At 64.8% G+C, this 17,532-nt stretch carries 15 protein-coding genes; 1 reads left to right on the forward strand and 14 read right to left on the reverse strand.

Annotated features, from left to right (window positions below):
- Window positions 1-25 precede the first annotated feature (25 nt).
- Window positions 26-979, reverse strand: a complete 954-nt coding sequence (locus tag L867_RS0114255) for a LysR family transcriptional regulator (RefSeq protein ID WP_051438984.1) — start codon at window positions 977-979, stop codon at window positions 26-28.
- A 109-nt stretch (window positions 980-1,088) separates the two neighbouring features.
- On the opposite strand from L867_RS0114255, the gene L867_RS0114260 reads away from it, so the two are divergent.
- On the forward strand, window positions 1,089-1,499 hold the full coding sequence (locus L867_RS0114260; protein ID WP_084638564.1) for an acyl-CoA thioesterase: 411 nt from the start codon (window positions 1,089-1,091) through the stop codon (window positions 1,497-1,499).
- Window positions 1,500-1,554: 55 nt separating this feature from the next.
- On the opposite strand, the gene recQ is transcribed toward L867_RS0114260, so the two are convergent.
- The 13 genes from recQ to L867_RS0114325 all read right to left on the reverse strand — a co-directional run bounded on the left by recQ (window position 1,555) and on the right by L867_RS0114325 (window position 17,530).
- Window positions 1,555-3,414 carry a DNA helicase RecQ gene (recQ, locus tag L867_RS0114265; protein WP_028737528.1) on the reverse strand — a complete coding sequence of 620 codons (1,860 nt, stop codon included), beginning with the start codon at window positions 3,412-3,414 and terminating at the stop codon, window positions 1,555-1,557.
- A 459-nt stretch (window positions 3,415-3,873) separates the two neighbouring features.
- Window positions 3,874-5,001 carry an NAD(P)/FAD-dependent oxidoreductase gene (locus L867_RS0114270; protein WP_028737529.1) on the reverse strand — a complete coding sequence of 376 codons (1,128 nt, stop codon included), beginning with the start codon at window positions 4,999-5,001 and terminating at the stop codon, window positions 3,874-3,876.
- A gap of 23 nt (window positions 5,002-5,024) precedes the next feature.
- Window positions 5,025-6,515 carry a M81 family metallopeptidase gene (locus L867_RS0114275; RefSeq protein WP_028737530.1) on the reverse strand — a complete coding sequence of 497 codons (1,491 nt, stop codon included), beginning with the start codon at window positions 6,513-6,515 and terminating at the stop codon, window positions 5,025-5,027.
- The gene (locus tag L867_RS25295) at window positions 6,505-7,497 is read right to left on the reverse strand and encodes an ABC transporter ATP-binding protein (RefSeq protein ID WP_051438985.1); all 993 of its coding nucleotides are present in this window, start codon (window positions 7,495-7,497) and stop codon (window positions 6,505-6,507) included. Before L867_RS25295 ends, L867_RS0114275 begins: the two co-directional genes overlap by 11 nt.
- Window positions 7,494-8,456, reverse strand: a complete 963-nt coding sequence (locus tag L867_RS0114285; RefSeq protein WP_028737531.1) for an ABC transporter ATP-binding protein — start codon at window positions 8,454-8,456, stop codon at window positions 7,494-7,496. The genes L867_RS25295 and L867_RS0114285 overlap by 4 nt, the downstream gene beginning before the upstream one ends.
- Window positions 8,456-9,319, reverse strand: a complete 864-nt coding sequence (locus L867_RS0114290; RefSeq protein ID WP_028737532.1) for an ABC transporter permease — start codon at window positions 9,317-9,319, stop codon at window positions 8,456-8,458. The genes L867_RS0114285 and L867_RS0114290 overlap by 1 nt, the downstream gene beginning before the upstream one ends.
- A complete protein-coding gene (locus L867_RS0114295) occupies window positions 9,316-10,245 on the reverse strand; it encodes an ABC transporter permease (protein WP_028737533.1) in 930 nt (309 codons plus the stop codon). The genes L867_RS0114290 and L867_RS0114295 overlap by 4 nt, the downstream gene beginning before the upstream one ends.
- Window positions 10,246-10,264: 19 nt before the next feature.
- Complete coding sequence (locus L867_RS0114300; protein WP_232363932.1) at window positions 10,265-11,851, reverse strand: ABC transporter substrate-binding protein; 1,587 nt, start codon at window positions 11,849-11,851, stop codon at window positions 10,265-10,267.
- 53 nt (window positions 11,852-11,904) lie between these two features.
- The gene (locus tag L867_RS0114305) at window positions 11,905-12,774 is read right to left on the reverse strand and encodes a MurR/RpiR family transcriptional regulator (protein WP_028737535.1); all 870 of its coding nucleotides are present in this window, start codon (window positions 12,772-12,774) and stop codon (window positions 11,905-11,907) included.
- A gap of 382 nt (window positions 12,775-13,156) precedes the next feature.
- A complete protein-coding gene (locus tag L867_RS0114310; protein WP_028737536.1) occupies window positions 13,157-15,097 on the reverse strand; it encodes a 3-hydroxyacyl-CoA dehydrogenase NAD-binding domain-containing protein in 1,941 nt (646 codons plus the stop codon).
- A 6-nt stretch (window positions 15,098-15,103) separates the two neighbouring features.
- Window positions 15,104-15,805: an ABC transporter ATP-binding protein gene (locus tag L867_RS0114315; protein WP_028737537.1), complete on the reverse strand. Its 702-nt coding sequence runs from the start codon at window positions 15,803-15,805 to the stop codon at window positions 15,104-15,106.
- A complete protein-coding gene (locus tag L867_RS0114320; RefSeq protein WP_028737538.1) occupies window positions 15,792-16,577 on the reverse strand; it encodes an ABC transporter ATP-binding protein in 786 nt (261 codons plus the stop codon). The genes L867_RS0114315 and L867_RS0114320 overlap by 14 nt, the downstream gene beginning before the upstream one ends.
- Window positions 16,574-17,530, reverse strand: a complete 957-nt coding sequence (locus L867_RS0114325) for a branched-chain amino acid ABC transporter permease (protein ID WP_028737539.1) — start codon at window positions 17,528-17,530, stop codon at window positions 16,574-16,576. Before L867_RS0114325 ends, L867_RS0114320 begins: the two co-directional genes overlap by 4 nt.
- Window positions 17,531-17,532 lie beyond the last annotated feature (2 nt).

A 17,532-nucleotide genomic window follows, 5' to 3' on the forward strand; every position in this document is an offset into this window, starting at 1 on the left:
GCCTCACGCCATCCCCGGATTTGCTTCAGGGATAGGTGCGCGTCTCGATCGGCCGGGCCGCGATTGCCTGGCGCAATTCGGCGACGAGGATGCTCTCGGCGCGGCCGCGGCGCGCGGAGCGGTCGTAGACCAGATGAACGTCGATCATCGGCACCGCTTCGTAGGGCGGCAGCCGCCAGAGCCTGCCGGCGCGCAAGTCGTCCTCGACCACATGAATCGGCAGCGGGCCGAAACCGAAGCCTGCGATGATGAGCCGCTTGACCTCCTCCAGATGCGAGGAGGTGCCGATCGTCGCGCCCTCGAAACCCTCCTGCTGGCGCAGCAGGGCGACAGGCCAAAGCGCGCCGGACATCTGGTCGGTCTTGAACGACACATAGGGTTCGTGGCGCAGGTCGGACAAGGCAATCCGCGACTTGCCGAACAGCTTGTGGCGGACGCCGCAGAAGTAGCCGAAGCCCTCGCGATAGAGGATTTCGTATTCGAGCTTGGGGTGGCGCTCCTCCATCAGGCAGACGCCGAAGCAGGCATCACGATTGGCGACGGCCGCCACGACCTCCCGGCTGGAGGAGACGGTCATCGACAGCGTCACCTGGGGAAATGCACGGTGAAAGCTGGCAAGGACCTCGTCGAAGAAGGGACACACCACATGGCTGGCGAGCGCGATATCGATATGGCCGGTCACGTCGCCGGGCAGTTCCTCCATGTGCTGCGGCAGGCCGGAGACGATGTCGAACAGGGCGACGCATTCGCTGAACAGGCGCTGGCCCGCCGGCGTCACGGAAAAATGCGAGGCATTGCGCTCGATGAGCCGGCAATCCATATGGATTTCCAGGCGCCTCAGGGCATTGCTGATGGTCGGCTGCTTCAGCGAGAGTTTTTCCCCCGCAGCCGTCAGCCCCTTTTCCTGCACGATCACCATGAAGGTTCGCAGCAGGTTCCAGTCCAATTCCCAAACGAAACGCCGCCTCGGACCCACCATCGCCAGATCATTTCCAAACTGAATGCATGTAGCTGTATGTATTGCATGATTTGATTTATCGTCAAAGCCGAAGCCTGGCCCGGAAGAACAAGCGGAGGATGAACACGCAATGGCAATCCTGACCTATCAGGGGGTGGTCTACCCCGCTCAATGCGATGCGATGGGGCACATGAACGTGCAGTTCTACATCGCCGCCTTCGACCAGTCGCTGTGGCATCTCATGGCGGCGGCCGGCTATTCGGCGTCATGGATCGCGGAACACCGACAGGGGTGGGCCGACCGTCGCTACGAGATCGACTTTCGCCAGGAGCTTCCGGTCGGCAGCCTGTTCGAGATCCACAGTTCGGTCGTCAAGGTCGGGCGCACGTCGCTCTCTACCCATCACCGCCTGACCAACAAGGCCGATGGCCAGCTTTGCGCCGAGCTTCTCGCCGTATCGGTCTATTTCGACCTGGCAGGCCGCCAATCCCTGCCCCTGCCCCAGGTCATCGTCGACGGCGCAACCAGTCTCGTTGATTGACGCCGCGTTCCTGCGGGTGACGCGAGCTTTGGATCCGGGGCCAATGGCCGCAAAGCTAGCGTTGATGCGCCCGGATCACCGCCAGGAAGGCATCGCCATAGCGCTCCAGCTTTGACTGCCCGACGCCGGAGATAGAGAGCATCGCATCATGGCTCGTCGGTCGCTCGGTGGCGAAGGCCACCAGCGTGGTGTCGGGAAAGACCACGTAGGGCGGGACGGAGAGTTCCTTCGCAATCGCCATGCGCGCCGAACGCAGCGCCTCGAACAGTTCCATGTCGGAGCCCTCCAGCGCCGCCCTTGCATTGGCCGAACTTGACGACGCGCTTCTCGAAGCCTTGCCCGTCGTCGGGCGGTCCTTGCGGAAACGCACCTCGCGTTCACGCTTGAAGACGGCGCGTGCCGCGGGTTCCAGCTTCAGCGCGCCGAAGGCGGAATGGTCGACGCTGACGAGACCGGCCGCGAGAAGCTGGCGGTAGACCGATTGCCAGGTCTTCGACGGCATGTCCTTGCCGGCACCGAAGACGGGCATGTCGACATGCCCGAAGCGGGCTGTCTTCTCGTTTTCGGCGCCGATGAGCACATCGATCAGGTGGCCGGTGCCGAAGCGCTCGCCGGTCCGGTAGATGGCTGCCAGCGCCTTGATCGCAGCGTCCGTGCCATCCCATGTCTCGACCGGCTTGAGGCAGGTATCGCAATTGCCGCAATGGCCCGCATGGGCCTCGCCAAAATGGGCGAGGATCGCCTGGCGCCGGCAGCCGGGAGTTTCGCAGATGGCGAGCAGCGCATTGAGCTTGGCCCGTTCGACGCGCTTGATATCGTCGCCCGAAGAACCCTCGTCGATCATCCGGCCCCGCTGGATGACATCGGCCATGCCATAGGCCATCCAGACATCCGAGGGCAGGCCGTCGCGGCCGGCGCGGCCGGTTTCCTGATAATAGGCCTCGACCGAGCCCGGCAGGTCGAGATGGGCGACATAACGCACGTTCGGCTTGTCGATGCCCATGCCGAAGGCGACGGTGGCGACCAGGCACAGGTCTTCTTCCTTGAGGAAGGCGTCCTGGTTGGCGTCGCGCACGGCGCGGTCCATGCCGGCGTGATAGGCAAGCGACCGCACACCTTGAGTGTTCAGCCATTCGGCCGTGTCCTCGACCTTGGCGCGCGACAGGCAGTAGACGATGCCGCTCGATCCCTTGTGGCGCGACAGGAAGCGCAGCAACTGCTGGCGCGGCTGGTCGCGCTCGACGATCTCATAGGCGATGTTCGGACGATCGAAGGAGGTGGTGAAGACCTCGGCCGAGCGGAGGCCGAGCTTGTCGATGATATCTTCGCGGGTGTGCGGATCGGCGGTTGCCGTCAGGGCCAGACGCGGCACGCCCGGATAAAGCTCGGCCAACTGACCGAGCTCGCGATATTCCGGGCGAAAATCATGGCCCCACTGGGACACGCAATGCGCCTCATCGATGGCAAAGAGCGCTATCCGGGAATCTGCGATCAACTCCCGGAACCCGGGCGTGACGATGCGCTCCGGCGTGACATAGAGAAGATCGAGAGCGCCGTTGCCGATCGCCCGGCGGACCTCGACGAATTCTTCGCGGGTCAGCGAGGAATTGAGGGCCGCGGCCCTGACGCCAAGCTGTTTCAGCGCCTCGACCTGGTCGCGCATCAGCGCGATCAGCGGCGACACGACGATGCCGACGCCCTCGCGGCACAGGGCCGGAATCTGGAAACAAAGCGACTTGCCGGCTCCGGTCGGAAACAGCACCACCGCATCGCCGCCCGACACCACCTGGTCGACGACGGCGGCCTGCTTGCCGCGGAAGGCCGGATAGCCGTAGATCCTCTTCAGCACCGCGAGCGGATCTTTCCTCTCGTTCGTGTCGAATAGGGCGTCGATGGTACGGTCGGTCTGCGGCACGGAATCACTCTCAATCACAAGGGCCGCACTATGGCACGGATCGACGTGTCGCCGCGAGGGCGGTTCTGGTCACCCGGCGCCGGATAGCCTGGCGCTGTTGGGCTTGACGATGGTTCGTGCGGAGGACGATTCCAAAACGAAAAAGCCTGCCGCGGGAGGAGGTGCGGCAGGCTTTTCGAAAAGAACCGAACAGCGACTGGGAGGAGGAGTGTCGCTGCTCTGACAAACGGCCCTGGGAGGAGGAGGGGGCCGTCTGAAACACGAAGCTTTGCGGGAGGAGGTGCATCGCTTCGATGAAAATGACTATATCCGATCCATGAGCATTTTATAGGCATTTTGTTGCAGTGCAGCTATGCGTAAAGCACATAGCCGGGATCGCGGTTTTACGACCAAGCCGCCCCTCTGCGGCCGCCCTGATGAAAGGCGATGCCGCACAGGTCCCGGCTCCGTGAACGACGATCAGCGCGCCAGTCTCCGGGGAGAGAAAATCCCCGGCTCCAGACCAAGACCGATGAGCCGTTCGGGCGGAGTGCCCTCGAGGAACAGGCCTGCAGCCCATTCGGACAGCGCCGGCGAGGTGAGGATGCCGCTGCCGCCCTGCCCGGCCAGCCAGAAGAAGTCCGGATCGTTGCGGTCGAAGCCGACGACCTGAAGCTTGTCGGCCGTGAAGGAGCGCAGTCCCGCCCATTTGTGCGAAATGGTCTTCACCGGAAGCGTCGTCGACTGCTCGAGGAAGTGTGCGGCATAGGCGACGTCGATATCCTCCGGCTGCGCGTCGCAAGGATCGCTTGGCGTCGCATCGGCCGGCGATACCATCAGCTTGCCCGCTTCCGGCTTGAAATAGAAATCCTCATCGACCTCGTTGACTCCCGGCATGGGAGCCAGGTCATAGTCGGCCGGCACGTCGACGGTGATCGCGGTCCGCCGATGCGGCACGATGCCGAACGGCGCCAGCCCGGCGAGCACCGCCAGCCGGTCCGCCCAGGCCCCGCCCGCGTTGACGATACGGCGCGCCAGGATCGGGCCCTGCGGCGTCTCCAGCCGGTATAACCCGCCGTCCCGCTCGACGGCGGAGACCGGCGAACCGGTGCGGATGTCGGCGCCGTTGCGGCGCGCGCCGCGGAGATAGCCTTGCAGGATGCTTTCGACCTCCATGTCCCAGCAGGCTGGGTCATAGAAGGCGCCCGCCATGTAGTCGGGCCGGAGGAAGGGCACCATGGCGATCGCCTCCTCGATGGAGACCGGTCGCGATTGCGCCGAGGTGGCGATCACTTCGCGGAAGGCGGCATCCAGCTTCGGCAGCCGCTCCTCGCTGGCGATCACCAGATTGCCGCGCGGGATCAGCAGCGGCACGTCGGCGAAGCCCTCAGGCGGGTTGGCCAGGAAGTCATAGGACGCATCGGCAAGCAGGCCCGTCGTCTCGTTCTGGAACTGCCGCGAGAACTCCGCGGCCGAGCGGCCGGTCGAATGATAGCCCACCTGCGCTTCCGCCTCGAGCAGCACGAGCGAACGATGCCCGGCCACCCGATAAGCGAAAGATGCACCGGCGATGCCGCCTCCCACGACGGCAACGTCGAAAATCTCCATGTCGTTTCCTCCGGCGCTGTTGTTCAGCGCGCCACGTCCCTGTCGAGCGGAAAGATCGGCCGCGGGATCTTCTTGTAGGGCAGTCGGGCATAGTCGAGGGTGCAGAGCGCACCGCTGTCGCAGACTACGACCTTGCTGGCAATCGGCTCGAAGGCTGCGCGGAAATGCTGCATCGACTTGAGGCCGACCACGCGCTTCTTTGCCGGATCAATGCCGAAGGCGCGAAACTGCTGCAGGTCGAGCATCTGCAGCGGCACGCTGGTCACCAGCACCTCGATTCCGTCGACGACCAACACTGCGCTGGTGCCGAAGCTCTGTTCCAGACCGCCGACCATCGGGCCGTCGCCGACAAAATGGCCGTCGCTGACCAGACGGATGGTGCCGGTCACCGTCAGCGGTTCACCGCCGAAGCGCGGATCGGTCTTGCCGCCGATGGCGATCGTCACCGTCGCGCCCTCGCCCTTGGCGGCAAGTTCCGCTGCAGCCTCAGGGTCGACCATCGGGCCGAAGGCAGCGTCGTCGATGCCGGCTTCGAGCATGGCCTTCAACAGGTTGGTCGAATCCCCGTAGGAGCCGCCGCCCGGATTGTCGGCATAGTCGGCGATGATCAGAGGGCCGTTCGACTTCGGATAGGTGCGCGCCATCTCGGCGACCGTTTCGACCGGGTGGAAGGTGTTCATCACCTCGTTGCGCTTTTCCCAGATGTCGGCGGCGAGCGTTTCGGCAAAGGCCTGGTGGCGGGCCGGATCACCGTCATAGGTGACAAGCACGGTCGGGCCGACTTCCGGAATGTCGGCTTCCGGGAAGGCGCCGTTGATGCTGACGGCCAGTGCGCCCGGTTCGTTCTTTTCGTAGGCGCGGGCCTTGGCGATGCGCTCGACCATGGCACCGACGTCCGTGCGGCCGCCGTTTGCCTCTTCCAACATAGGCAGCTGGATACGCAGCGTCTTCGGTGCGATCTCGCCCTTCATGGTCCGGTTGAGCAGCGTGCCGGCATGATAGGCTGTCTCGCGCAGGTCGATATGCGGGTAGGTCTTGTAGGAGACGAGGATCTGCGCCAGCGCGCACATGCGCTTCGTCACGTTGGCGTGCAGGTCGAGCGTGACCGCGATCGGCAGGTCCGGCCCGACGATGGCGCGCAGGCGTTCCAGCAGTTCGCCCTCGCCGTCGTCCGTGTGCTCGGCCACCATGGCGCCGTGCAGGCACAGCAGAATGCCGTCAAACTTTTCCGCCTTGGCGGCTTCGACGATCTTGCCGGTCAGGTATTCATAGGCTTCGACCGTCACCGGGCCGGACGGCTCTGTCCAGGCACTGACCGAATGGCGCATGTCCCAGCCAAATTCCTTCTGGCACACCAGCGCGCCGGCAAGGCCGGTGTTCGACTGGCTGCGCTTGGCGATCGCTTCGTCGGCGAACATCAGGGTCTCGCGCTGGAATTCCGGAATGCCGGTCTTGCGAATGCTGAATGTATTGGATTCGTGCATGAATTCGGCAGTCAAAACTTTAAACGGCATTCTCGGTCTCCAGTATGATGGGCGCCGTACCCTTGACGTGGCAGGCCACGGCATGGGTTCCGGACAGGGATATCAGGTGAGGCAATTGGCTGTGGCAGCGATCCTCGACGAGAGGACAGCGGCTGGCGAAGGCGCAGCCCCTGGGTTCGTCATAACCGCTCGGGATCTCGCCGCGGATGCGGGGAATGTCGCGGCGATTGTGCGGATCGGGCACGAAGGCGCTGTCGAGGAGCGCGATCGTGTAGGGATGGGTGGGCGTCGCTCCGCGGGGCAGCACCTCGACGATGCGCCCGAGATACATCACGAGGATGCGGTCGCAGAAATACTGCACCAGGGCCAGATCGTGCGAGATGAACACATAGGTGAGGTCGAGCCGGTCGCGCAGATCCTGCAGCAGGCCGATGACCTGCGCCTGGATCGAGACGTCGAGCGAGGCGGTCGGCTCGTCGAGCACCACCAGCGACGGATTGAGCGCCAGAGCCCTGGCAATGCCGACGCGCTGCTTCTGCCCGCCGGAGAGCTGGTGCTGGTAGCTGTCGGCCATATGGGCCGGCAGCGAGACCATGGCGAGCAGTTCTGACACCTTCGCGTCGCGCTCGGCCCGGCTCATGGCGATGCCCTGGACATCGAAGGGTTCGAGCAAGGCGTCGCGGATCGACTGGCGCGGGTCGATCGAAGAATAGGGATCCTGGAACACCATCTGGAAGCGGCGGCGTAGCCCGGCAAGTGTGCGGCCCTTGAGCGGGCGGATGTCCTGGCCGTCGAACAGAATTTCACCGGCGCTCGGCTCGATCAGGCGGGAGACGAGACGGGCGAGCGTGGACTTGCCGCAGCCGGACTCGCCGACGACGCCGAGGATTTCGCCCTTCTCCAGATCGAACGACACGTCGGTCACGGCACGGAAGCGGCGCTTCTTGGCAAACAGGCCGCCGCCACTGGAAAAGACGCGCGAGAGCGAGCGGATGGAAAGAAGCGGCGTCATGCGCTTTCTCCTTCGGCGAGGAAGCAGGCAACCGAGCGGCCGGCCTCGATCACGCTTGGCGGGCTTGCGCTGCGGCAGATGTCGATCGCCTGCGGGCAGCGCGGATTGAAGCGGCAACCGGCGGGCATGGCGCTTGCCGGCGGCACCATGCCGGGGATGCCGGCGAGACTGCGCGGCAGCATTCCGGGCTGCGGGATGCAGCCGATCAGCGCGCGGGTGTAGGGATGGCGCGGCGCATCGAAGATGGCGTTGACCTGGCCGTATTCGACGACCTTGCCGCAATACATCACCGCCACCTCGTCGCAGGTCTGGGCGACGACGCCCATGTCATGGGTGATGAGGATGAGGCCCAGACCCTTTTCCTGAACCAGCTCCGAGAGCAGTGCGATGATCTGCGCCTGGACGGTGACGTCCAGCGCCGTGGTCGGCTCGTCGGCGATCAGCAGGTCCGGATCGCCGGCCAGCGCCATGGCGATGACGATGCGCTGGCGAAGCCCGCCGGACAGTTGGTGCGGGAAAAGGTCGTAGGTCATTTCCGGCGAGGGAATGCGCATGCGCGCCATCAGGCCGATGGTCTTTTCCTTTGCCGCCTTGCGGTCGAGTTTCAGATGAAGCTCGGCGACCTGATCGATCTGGCGGCCGACGCGCATCACCGGATCGAGCGATGTCATCGGATTCTGGGTGATGAGGGCGATGCGCCCGCCGCGCAGGTTGCGGTAGTCCCTTTCGCTGATCGTCGTCAGGTCGGTGCCATCGAAGAGGATGCTGCCGGACTTGATGCGCCCGCCCATCAACGGCAGAAGCCCCATGACGCTCATGGCGGTCATCGACTTGCCGGAGCCGGATTCGCCCACGAGGCCGAGGATGCGGCCGCGATCGACGGCGATATCGACGCCTGCCAGCGGTTCGAGCGGGCCAAAACCGATATGCAGCTGCTCGACTTTGAGAAGGGGCGCCATCAGCTTCTCATCCTCGCCTTGACGTCGAGGGACTTCAGTACGCCCTGACCGAACAGATTGATGAAGATCACCGAAGCGGCGACGAAGATGCCGGGCCACAGGATGACCCACGGCGCATTGAAGAGCTGGGCGGAACCTGTGCTCATCATGCCGCCCCAGCTCGGCACCGGCGGCTGGGCGCCCATACCGAAGAAGCCGAGGGTCGCCTCGAGCAGGATGGCGTTGCCGGTCGACAGCATGGCGACGACGACGACGGGGGCGATCGCATTGGGCAGCAGCCGGCGCATCATGATGTGCAGCGGGCCGGCGCCCATGCTGCGGCTCGCCTCGACGAAGGTCTGGCGCTTCAGGGTGATGATCTGGGTGCGGGTCAGGCGGGTGAACTGGGCGAGATAGGCAATCGCGATGGCGAGCACCGTGCTGCCGGAGCCGGGGCCCAGGATCGCGACGATCAGCAGCGCCAGCAGGATTTCCGGGAAGCACCAGGTGAGGTCGACGGCCGACATCATCAGGCGATCGAAGCGGCCGCCGAGATAGCCACAGACGGAGCCGATCAGAATGCCGCCGAGAAGCGACAAGGTGATCGACACGACGGAAACGCTCAGCGAGGTGCGTGCGCCGTAGATCACGCGGGAGAGAATGTCGCGACCGAATTCGTCGGTTCCAAACCAGTGCAAGACAGAGGGTGCCTGATTGGCGATCGACAGGTTCTGCGCGTCATAGGCATAGGGCGACAGCCACGGGGCACCGATCGCGGCGATGGCGAGCGCGGCAAGCGCGATGCCGGAGAGGGCAGCGCCCGGCGTGGGGGCGAGTGCCGCGAGGCGCGACAACAGGGGGGCTCGATGGGTGCGCGAAGTCATGCCGCGGCTTCCTCCCGCTGGCGCGGGTCCATGGCGGCCTGCAGCAGATCTCCGAGCAGCGTGCCGAGCATGACCGCCATGGCGAGAAACAGCAGACAGCCCTGAATCAGGGGATAGTCGCGCTGGCCGAGTGCGCGGATCAGCAGCGAGCCGAGGCCGGGGCGGGCGAAGACATATTCGACGGTCACCGAGCCGCCGACGATCAGGCCGATGCGCAGGCTGAGGATGGTGACGACGGGGATCAGCGCATGGCGGAGCACATGGGCGATCTGGATGCGAAAGCGCGACAGGCCCTTGGCATGCAGCAACATGACGAAATCCTCGCGCGCCGTCTCGATCATGGCGACCCGCGTCACTTGGGCTACGAGCGCCATGCCGCCAAGGCCGACCGTCAGGACCGGGAGGATGAGGGAGGTCCAATGGCGCGCGCCGGAGACCGGAACCCAGCCGAGCTGGACGGCAAACAGCATGATCATCAGCAGGCCGAGCCAGAAGGTCGGCACGGTGGAACCGAGCAGCGACAGTCCCATCAGCGAATGGTCGACGAAACGGTCGCGATAGGTGGCGGCGAGCGCGCCGGCGAGAATGCCGAATACGGCGGAGAAAGCGAGCGCCCAGGTTCCGAGCGCGAGGCTCGGAGCCAGATTGGCGAGGATGAGGTCGGCCACGGGGCGGCGCATGACAATCGCCGTCCCGAGGTCACCCTGGGCGACATTGCCGAGCCAGGTGAGGTATTGCTCGACAATGCTCCGGTCCAGCCCGTAGCGGGCGATGATCGCCGCCCGCTGATCGGGTGAGGAGCCGGTCCTGATCAGATTGTCCACCGGATCACCCGGCACGAGATGGACGATCAGGAAGACCACGCCGGAGACGACGAAGAAGACCGGTATCATCGCAAGGAGGCGCCTGAGCGCATAACCCATCATATCCGTCGTCCCCGAACCATCATTCCTTGACTTCGATGTCGAGGACGGTCTGTGCGGAGAACTGCGGGCCGTTGATCTTGGCCGGCACGCTCAGCCGCTCCTTGTTGAAGACGACCGTCTGGACCGGTTCGTAGATCGGCGCGAAGGGAACCTCGCTCAACACATATTCATGATAGGTGATGAAGTTGGCGACGCGCTCTTCCGGGGTCTTCGACGCCGTCAGGGCCTTGACGCGCAGCTCTTCGGCCTTCGGGTCCTTCCACATCGAAACGTTCGGGTAGCCCAGACGCTCGCCGGAGAAGAACCAGTCGAGAATATCGGCATTGTTCCAGCCATAGCTGCGCACCGCGAGCTGCTGGGTGCCCTTCTTGTATTCGGCGCGGATCGAGCTTGTGTCGAAGACGGTGATTTCGGCATTGATGCCGACGGCCTTCAGCTGTGCCTGAATGACTTCGGAGAGGCGCTTGAACTCGGTGTCGCTCTGGGTCCAGAGCGTAACCGTCAGCGGCTTGCCGTCCTTGGAGCGGCTGCCGTCAGCACCGGCCTTCCAGCCGGCTTCCTCGAGCAGGGCTTTCGCCTGTTCCGGGTCGTACGAGATGTTGAACTTCGGATCGACCTTGGATTCCGGCAGTGAGGCGATCAGGAAGTTGTGGGCTGCAAGTCCCCTGCCGCCGAACAGCTTGTCGAGAATTTCCTGCTGATTGACGGCAAGCGCGGTGGCCTTGCGGACCTTGAGGTCGGTGAAGGGCTCGACCGTGGTGTTGATCGGCATGTAGAAGGTGCCGAAGCCAGCCATGCTCTGCACGGTGGCGTTGTCGAGCGTCGCATATTGCGGGAGGATATCGCTTGGAACGTCGAGAACGGCATCGACGCCGCCGGTCTTCAGTTCGAGGAAGCTGGTCGAGGAATCGGCGATTTCGCGCAGCGTCAGGCGATCGATCTTGGCCGGACCCTTGTTTTCCGAGGCAGCGCTGCCCCAGGTGTAGTCTTCGTTGCGCACCAGGACGGATTCGACGCCGGTGGTGAAGCTCTCGAGCTTGTAGGGGCCCGTGCCGACGGCAACGGTCACGCCGTAATTGGTGCCCTCGGCATCAAAGGCCTTGGGGCTCGGAACGCCCATGAAGGCGCTCGACAGGTTGTAGAGCAGGTTGGCGTCCGGGTGCTTCATGACGAAACGCACGGTCAGGTCATCGACCACCTCGACCTTGTCGATGCCGCCGACGAGATATTCGTTCTCGGTGCCGGCGAATTTCGGGATCCACCATTCGATGGTCTTGGCGTTGAAGGGCTCGCCGTCATGGAACTTGACGCCGTCCTTGAGGTGGAAGGTCCAGGTCATGCCGTCCGGCGACGTTTCCCAGCTCGTCGCCAGGTGCGGGTAGTAACCCTGATCGGCGCCCTGAACGACGAGCCGGTCGTAGATCAGCGCATCAGCGAGCGTCATCAGCGTGCCACGGATCGGATCGTGGTTGGCCGCGCCGGCTTCCGACGACGGCAGCACGAAGACGGCTTCCGCCGCCATGAGCGCCGATGCCGGCATGGTGCCGGCGCAGGCGAGTGTCAGCGCGATCATCGCACCTTTGAATTCCCACTTCATCTTGGTCATCGTCTGCGTTCCCCTTTTTTAGCTTTGCATGACGGGTGGAGGTTTAGGCCTTGTCAGTCTTCCGGGGTGCCTCCGGCATAGCCCGTGAAGGTCTTGTAGCAATTGAACATCTGGCCGAGCCGGTTCTCGACCTCGGCGCCCAGCTGGCCGAAAACGCCGTTGATCGCCAGTTGGACGAGCGAGACAAGCGGGCTCAGAGAATCCCAGAACTGGTTCAGCGCGGTCGGGACGGCGAAGACCTCGCTCGAGACGGACGTCGCCCAATCGCAGTAGGTGTCGGTGATAATGGTGACCGGAATGCCCCTGGCATGGGCAGCCTCGGCCAGCAGCTTGCTCTGGCGCGAATAGCGGCGCGTATCGATCACCACCAGCATGATGCCGGTCGGATCCGTCAGCAGCACGTCGACGAAATTGCCGGCGGCCACGTCGACGACGTGGACCTCGTCGCGCAGATACTGGAGCTGGTGGGCGAGCACGGATGCGACGCCGCGCTCGGTCTGGAAGCCGGCGCAGTAAACCTTGCGTGCGGTGCTGAGGCGGGTGATGAAACGGTCGAATTCCGGCGTCTGGGCCAGTTCGTAGACCCGGACGAGCGCGCCGATCTCCATTTCGAGGCCGGCCGCCAGCTGATCATTGCCGGACCGGGCGCGGGCGGCGAAATCCTTCAGCCGGTCGCCGACCAGCCAGGGGCTGTCGCCGAAGTCATCCTTCAGGTCGGCCTTCAGTTCCTTGAAGTGATTGTAGCCCAGCGAGCGGCAGAAGCGTCCGACCGTCATCTCGCCGACGCCGACCTTGGCGGCGATGCTGGCGGCCGTCTCGAAAGGCAATTCGCTCAGGTTCGACAACATATACGTAGCGATCGCACGGCCGGCGGCCGTCGAATTCTCCATACTGTCGAGCAATCTTTCCTTGACCGTCGCCATTCCGTTCCCACATCGAAAATGTTATTTTTATATCTCGATTGGCCTACGGTATATTTTAATACCATCGCGTCAAGAGCCCTTCAGAAAAAGTTGCGACAGACCGTCCGGACTGCGGAACGGCATATGCCATGCCACAGTGGCCGCACTCCTCCCCTGGGGAAGTGCGCTCACATGAAGCTTCGGATTGTTTCGCGAGCATGGTCGAGGACGGCAGAGTCGCGGCCGCGCGGCCGGAGGCTGATGCCGCGCTCAAGCGGACGCGTCCAGCACCGAACAAATAGTTCGCCGGCTACTGAATAAATGTTTCGGAGAGATCTGGAACCGTCCATCGCAGCTGCGACGGACGGCAAAGCGGCTCAGGAGGGCGAGCCGAGGTTGTCTGTCAGGTCGAGGTCGACCGGGTGCCGAACATCGGGCCGCCGCGCCAGCGCGGGAAACCGTAGCCGTGGATTTCCACGAGGTCGATGTCGGAGGTCTTTTCTGCGATGCCCTCCGACAGAATCGCTTCGCCCTCGCGGGCCATGGCCCCGACCAGACGATCGGCGATCGCCTCGGCATCCAGTGCCAGGCCGGGCTCGATCCGAGCGCCGAGGAGGCGGGCCACCTCCTCCGAGGGAACAGGCCGGCGATCGCCGGGCTTGTAGTCATACCAGCCGCCGCCGGTCTTCTGGCCCTTGCGTCCGGCCCGCACCAGAATGTCGCCGAGCGTTTCCGGCACATCCTGGCCCGCCGCCCTCACGCCCTCGCGCTGGAGGAACGCGATATCGAGACCGCCGAGGTCCTGCGCCTCGAAAGGACCCATGGCGAAGCCGTAGCCGCGCATGGCCGCATCGACGGCGGCAATCGCCACGCCTTGGCCGACCAGCGCCTCCGCCTCGGCGCGATAGCGCTTGAGGATGCGGTTGCCGATGAAGCCTTCGCAGATTCCGGCGCGCACCGGCACCTTGCCGAGCATTCGCCCGAGCGCAAAACCGGTGGCCAGCGTCTGCTCGGCGGTCTGCGGCGTCGGCACGATCTCCAGGAGCTTCATGACATTGGCCGGGCTGAAGAAATGCAGGCCGATGAAGCGGCCGGGATTGGGCAGGCCCTCGGCGATCGCCCGCGGATCGAGATAGGAGGTGTTGGTCGCCAGCACCGCATCGGGACGGCAGACGCGGCCGAGTTGCTCGAACACCTGGCGCTTGACGGAAAGCTCCTCGAACACGGCCTCGATCACGAGGTCGGTATCGGCAAGGGCTGCATAGTCCGTCGAACCCGTCACGCCGGCAAGCCGCGCTTCGGCGGCAGCTTCGGTCAGGCGCCCGCGCTTGACGGCGCCGGCGAAGATGTCTCTCAGATTGGCGATGCCACGCTCGACGGCCGCATCGTCCCGCTCGATCAGGATGACCGGCAGGCCTGCATCGCGCAGCGCGGCAGCAATGCCCGCGCCCATCGTGCCGCCGCCGATGACGGCGGTATTGCGAAGCGGCAGGACCTGAACGCCGGACAAGCCCGCCGGCCGGGGGGCCGCCCGCTCGGCGAAGAAGACGTGGCGCAGCGCCGCTGCCTGTTCAGAAGCCCGCAGCTCCAGGAAGGTGGCGCGCTCGAACTGCAGCGCTGCGGCAAAGTCGGTTTCGCTCGCCCGGCGCAGGCAGGCGAGAGCCCTGAGCGGCGCGACTTCGCCCCTCGCCCGCTTGGCGATGGCCGCTTCGGTCTCCATCCAGAAGGCATCCGGCACCGTTGGCGCCGGGCGAAGCGATAGCGGCTGGGGAAGCGCAAGCGCGTCGCCGGCAAAGGCGATGGCGGCGGCGCGCAGGTCACCCTCGACGATCCTGTCGATGAGGCCAAGCTCCAGCGCCCGCGGCGCACGCACGGGCTTGCCCGTGGTCACCAGATCGACGGCGGCCTCGACGCCGGCGAGCCGCAGCGTGCGCACCGTTCCGCCGGCACCGGGAACGATCCCGAGCGTCACTTCCGGCAAGCCGACCGAGGCATCCGCTGTCGCAAGCCGGAAACGGCAGCCCAGCGCCACCTCGAAGCCGCCGCCAAGGGCAGAGCCATGGATCGCCGCGATCCAGGGCTTGGCCGCCAGTTCAATGGCCGAGACGACATCGGGCAGATGCGGCGGCTGCGGCGGCTTGTCGAATTCGCTGACATCGGCACCGGCGATGAAGGTGCGCCCGGCGCAGACGAGCACCACGGCCGAGATATGGGGATCGCCGTCAAGCGCGCTCACCGCATCGACGAGACCCTGGCGCACGGCCTGGCTCAGTGCGTTGACGGGCGGATTGTCGATCGTGACGACGGCGATGGTTCCCTGACGGGCGATGGTGACGACGGACATGAATGATCAGATTCCCAGATAGGCTTCTCGAATGCGGGGATCGGCGAGCAATTCGCTGGCCGGTCCTTCCATGGTGATCTTGCCGGTTTCCATGACATAGCCGCGGTCGGCCACCGACAGGGCGCCGAAGGCGTTCTGCTCGACCAGGAGCACGGTGACCTTGAGATCGCGCATGCTTTTCACCACGTCGAAGATCTGCTGGACCAGGATGGGCGCCAGGCCCATCGAGGGCTCGTCGAGCAGCAGGCAGGAGGGGCGCCCCATCAGCGCGCGGGCGATCGCCAGCATCTGCTGCTGGCCGCCCGACAGGCCGCCGGCGGCGAGATTGCGCTTTTCCTTGAGGATCGGGAACATCTGGAAAGCGTTTTCCATGTCCCGGTCCACCCGGTCGTCGGTGAAGAGAAAGGCCCCTAGACGCAGGTTTTCCTCGACCGTGAGGTTGGTGAAGATCTGCCGGCCTTCGGGAGACTGGGCAAGCCCGCGCTTCAGGCGCTTGTAGGCGGGTGTGGACGTCAGCGTCTCACCGCGGAAGATGATCTGCCCGGCACTGATCGGCTGCAGGCCGGACAGGCAGCGCAGCAGCGTCGTCTTGCCGGCGCCATTGGCGCCGACGATGGTGACAATCTCGCCGGAATCAATGTGCAGGTCGATGCCGTGCAGCGCTTCGATGCGGCCATAGCGCGACCGCAGTCCCTCAACTGTGAGCATGGGACGCCTCCTGTGCCTGGGTTCCGAGATAGGCCGCGATGACATCCGGATTGCGGGCGACGGCCGCGGGGTCGCCTTCGGCGATCTTCACCCCATGATCGAGGACGACGATGTGGTTGGAGATGCGCATCACCATCTTCATGTCGTGCTCGACGAGAAGGATGGCGACGCCGGAAGCAGCCACCTCGGCGATCAGGTGGTCGATTTCCTCGGTTTCGACCGCGTTGCAGCCGGCAGCCGGCTCGTCGAGCAGCAGGACCTTGGTGTCGAGGGCGAGCGCGCGTGCGATCTCCAGCCGCTTCAGCGCGCCGTAGGACAGATTTCCGGCCTCGAGTTCGGCGGCATTGGCAAGACCGACCCGTGCCAAGAGTTCGCGCGCGCCGGCCTGCGCATCCCTGGAGCGCCGGCGCGACGCCGGAAGCCCGAGCAGGTCGGCGAATACCGAACCCTTTTCCCGCAGATGGAAGCCGGCAATGGCGTTTTCCAGCACTGTCATGTTCTGGAAGATCTGCAGATTCTGGAAGGTGCGCGACATGCCGCGGCGCGCCAGAAGATGCGGAGAGAACCCGGTCACTTCTTCGCCGTTCAGTCGCACCTTGCCGGATCTGGGCATGTAGACGCCGGAGATCATGTTGAACAGGGTGGTCTTGCCCGCCCCGTTCGGCCCGATGACGGAGACGATTTCCCCCGGATTGACGGAAAAGCTGACATTGTCGACGGCCTTCAGGCCACCGAAGGCAATGCCCAGTCCTTCGACGCTGAGAAGTGTCATGCTCCCCTCCCGGTGAATTGACGCAGCAGCGACGGCAACAGGCCTTCGCGCAGGAAGATCATGACCAGCATCATCACCAGCCCGAGCATGACCTGCTCGTATTCGGCAAACACGGTGAGTACCTGCGGCAGGAGGGTGAGGATGCCGGCGCCGAGGATCGCACCCAGCACCGATCCGGCACCGCCGAGCACGGCCATGGTGACCAGTTCGATCGAGTGCATGTAGCCCGCGACGTCCGGCGTGATGAACTTGTTCTGCAAGGCCAGCAGCGAACCGGAGACCGAGGCATAGACCGCCGAGATGACGAAGGCCTGCAGCTTCAGTCTGGGCACGTCGACACCGACGGTGCTGGCGGCAATCTCCGAACCGTGGAGGGCCCGAAGCGCCCGGCCCGTCGGGCTGTCATAGAGGTTGAGCGCCAGCCACGCACCGACCAGCAGGCAGAACCCGCAAAAGAAGTACCAGAATTCCGGTGCAGAAAGCTTGAGCCCCAGCGCACCGAGCGCCTGGCGCAGGCCAAGATCGGCCACCGCTATGCCGTCCGGTCCACCGGTGAGCCAGGCCTCGTTGGACAGAACCATGGAGACCAGGATGCCGAAGCCGAGCGAGGCGACGGCCAGGTAGTAGCCCTTGAGCCGCAGGATCGGGCGGCCGACCACATAGGCGATCGCAGCCGAAAGTGCCGCGCCGAGGACGGCGGCGAAAGCCGGATGCAGGCCGAGATGCACGGGCGCCAGCGCCGAGGCATAGGCACCGATGCCGGCAAAGCCCGCATGGCCGAGGCTGATCTGTCCGGCGAAACCCGTCAGGATGACGATGCCGAGCACCGCCACGCCGTTGACGAACAGCAGCGAGCCGACGCGGAAATAGAAGGCCGACGGAAAGAAGAAAGGCGTTGCCGCGATCAGCAGTGCAAGCACCAGGAGGGTGGTCTGTTTTGTCGTGAGCCGCATCA

Origin of the sequence: Paenirhizobium selenitireducens ATCC BAA-1503 (genome assembly GCF_000518785.1) — a bacterium.
Classification (GTDB): Bacteria; Pseudomonadota; Alphaproteobacteria; order Rhizobiales; family Rhizobiaceae; genus Allorhizobium; species Allorhizobium selenitireducens.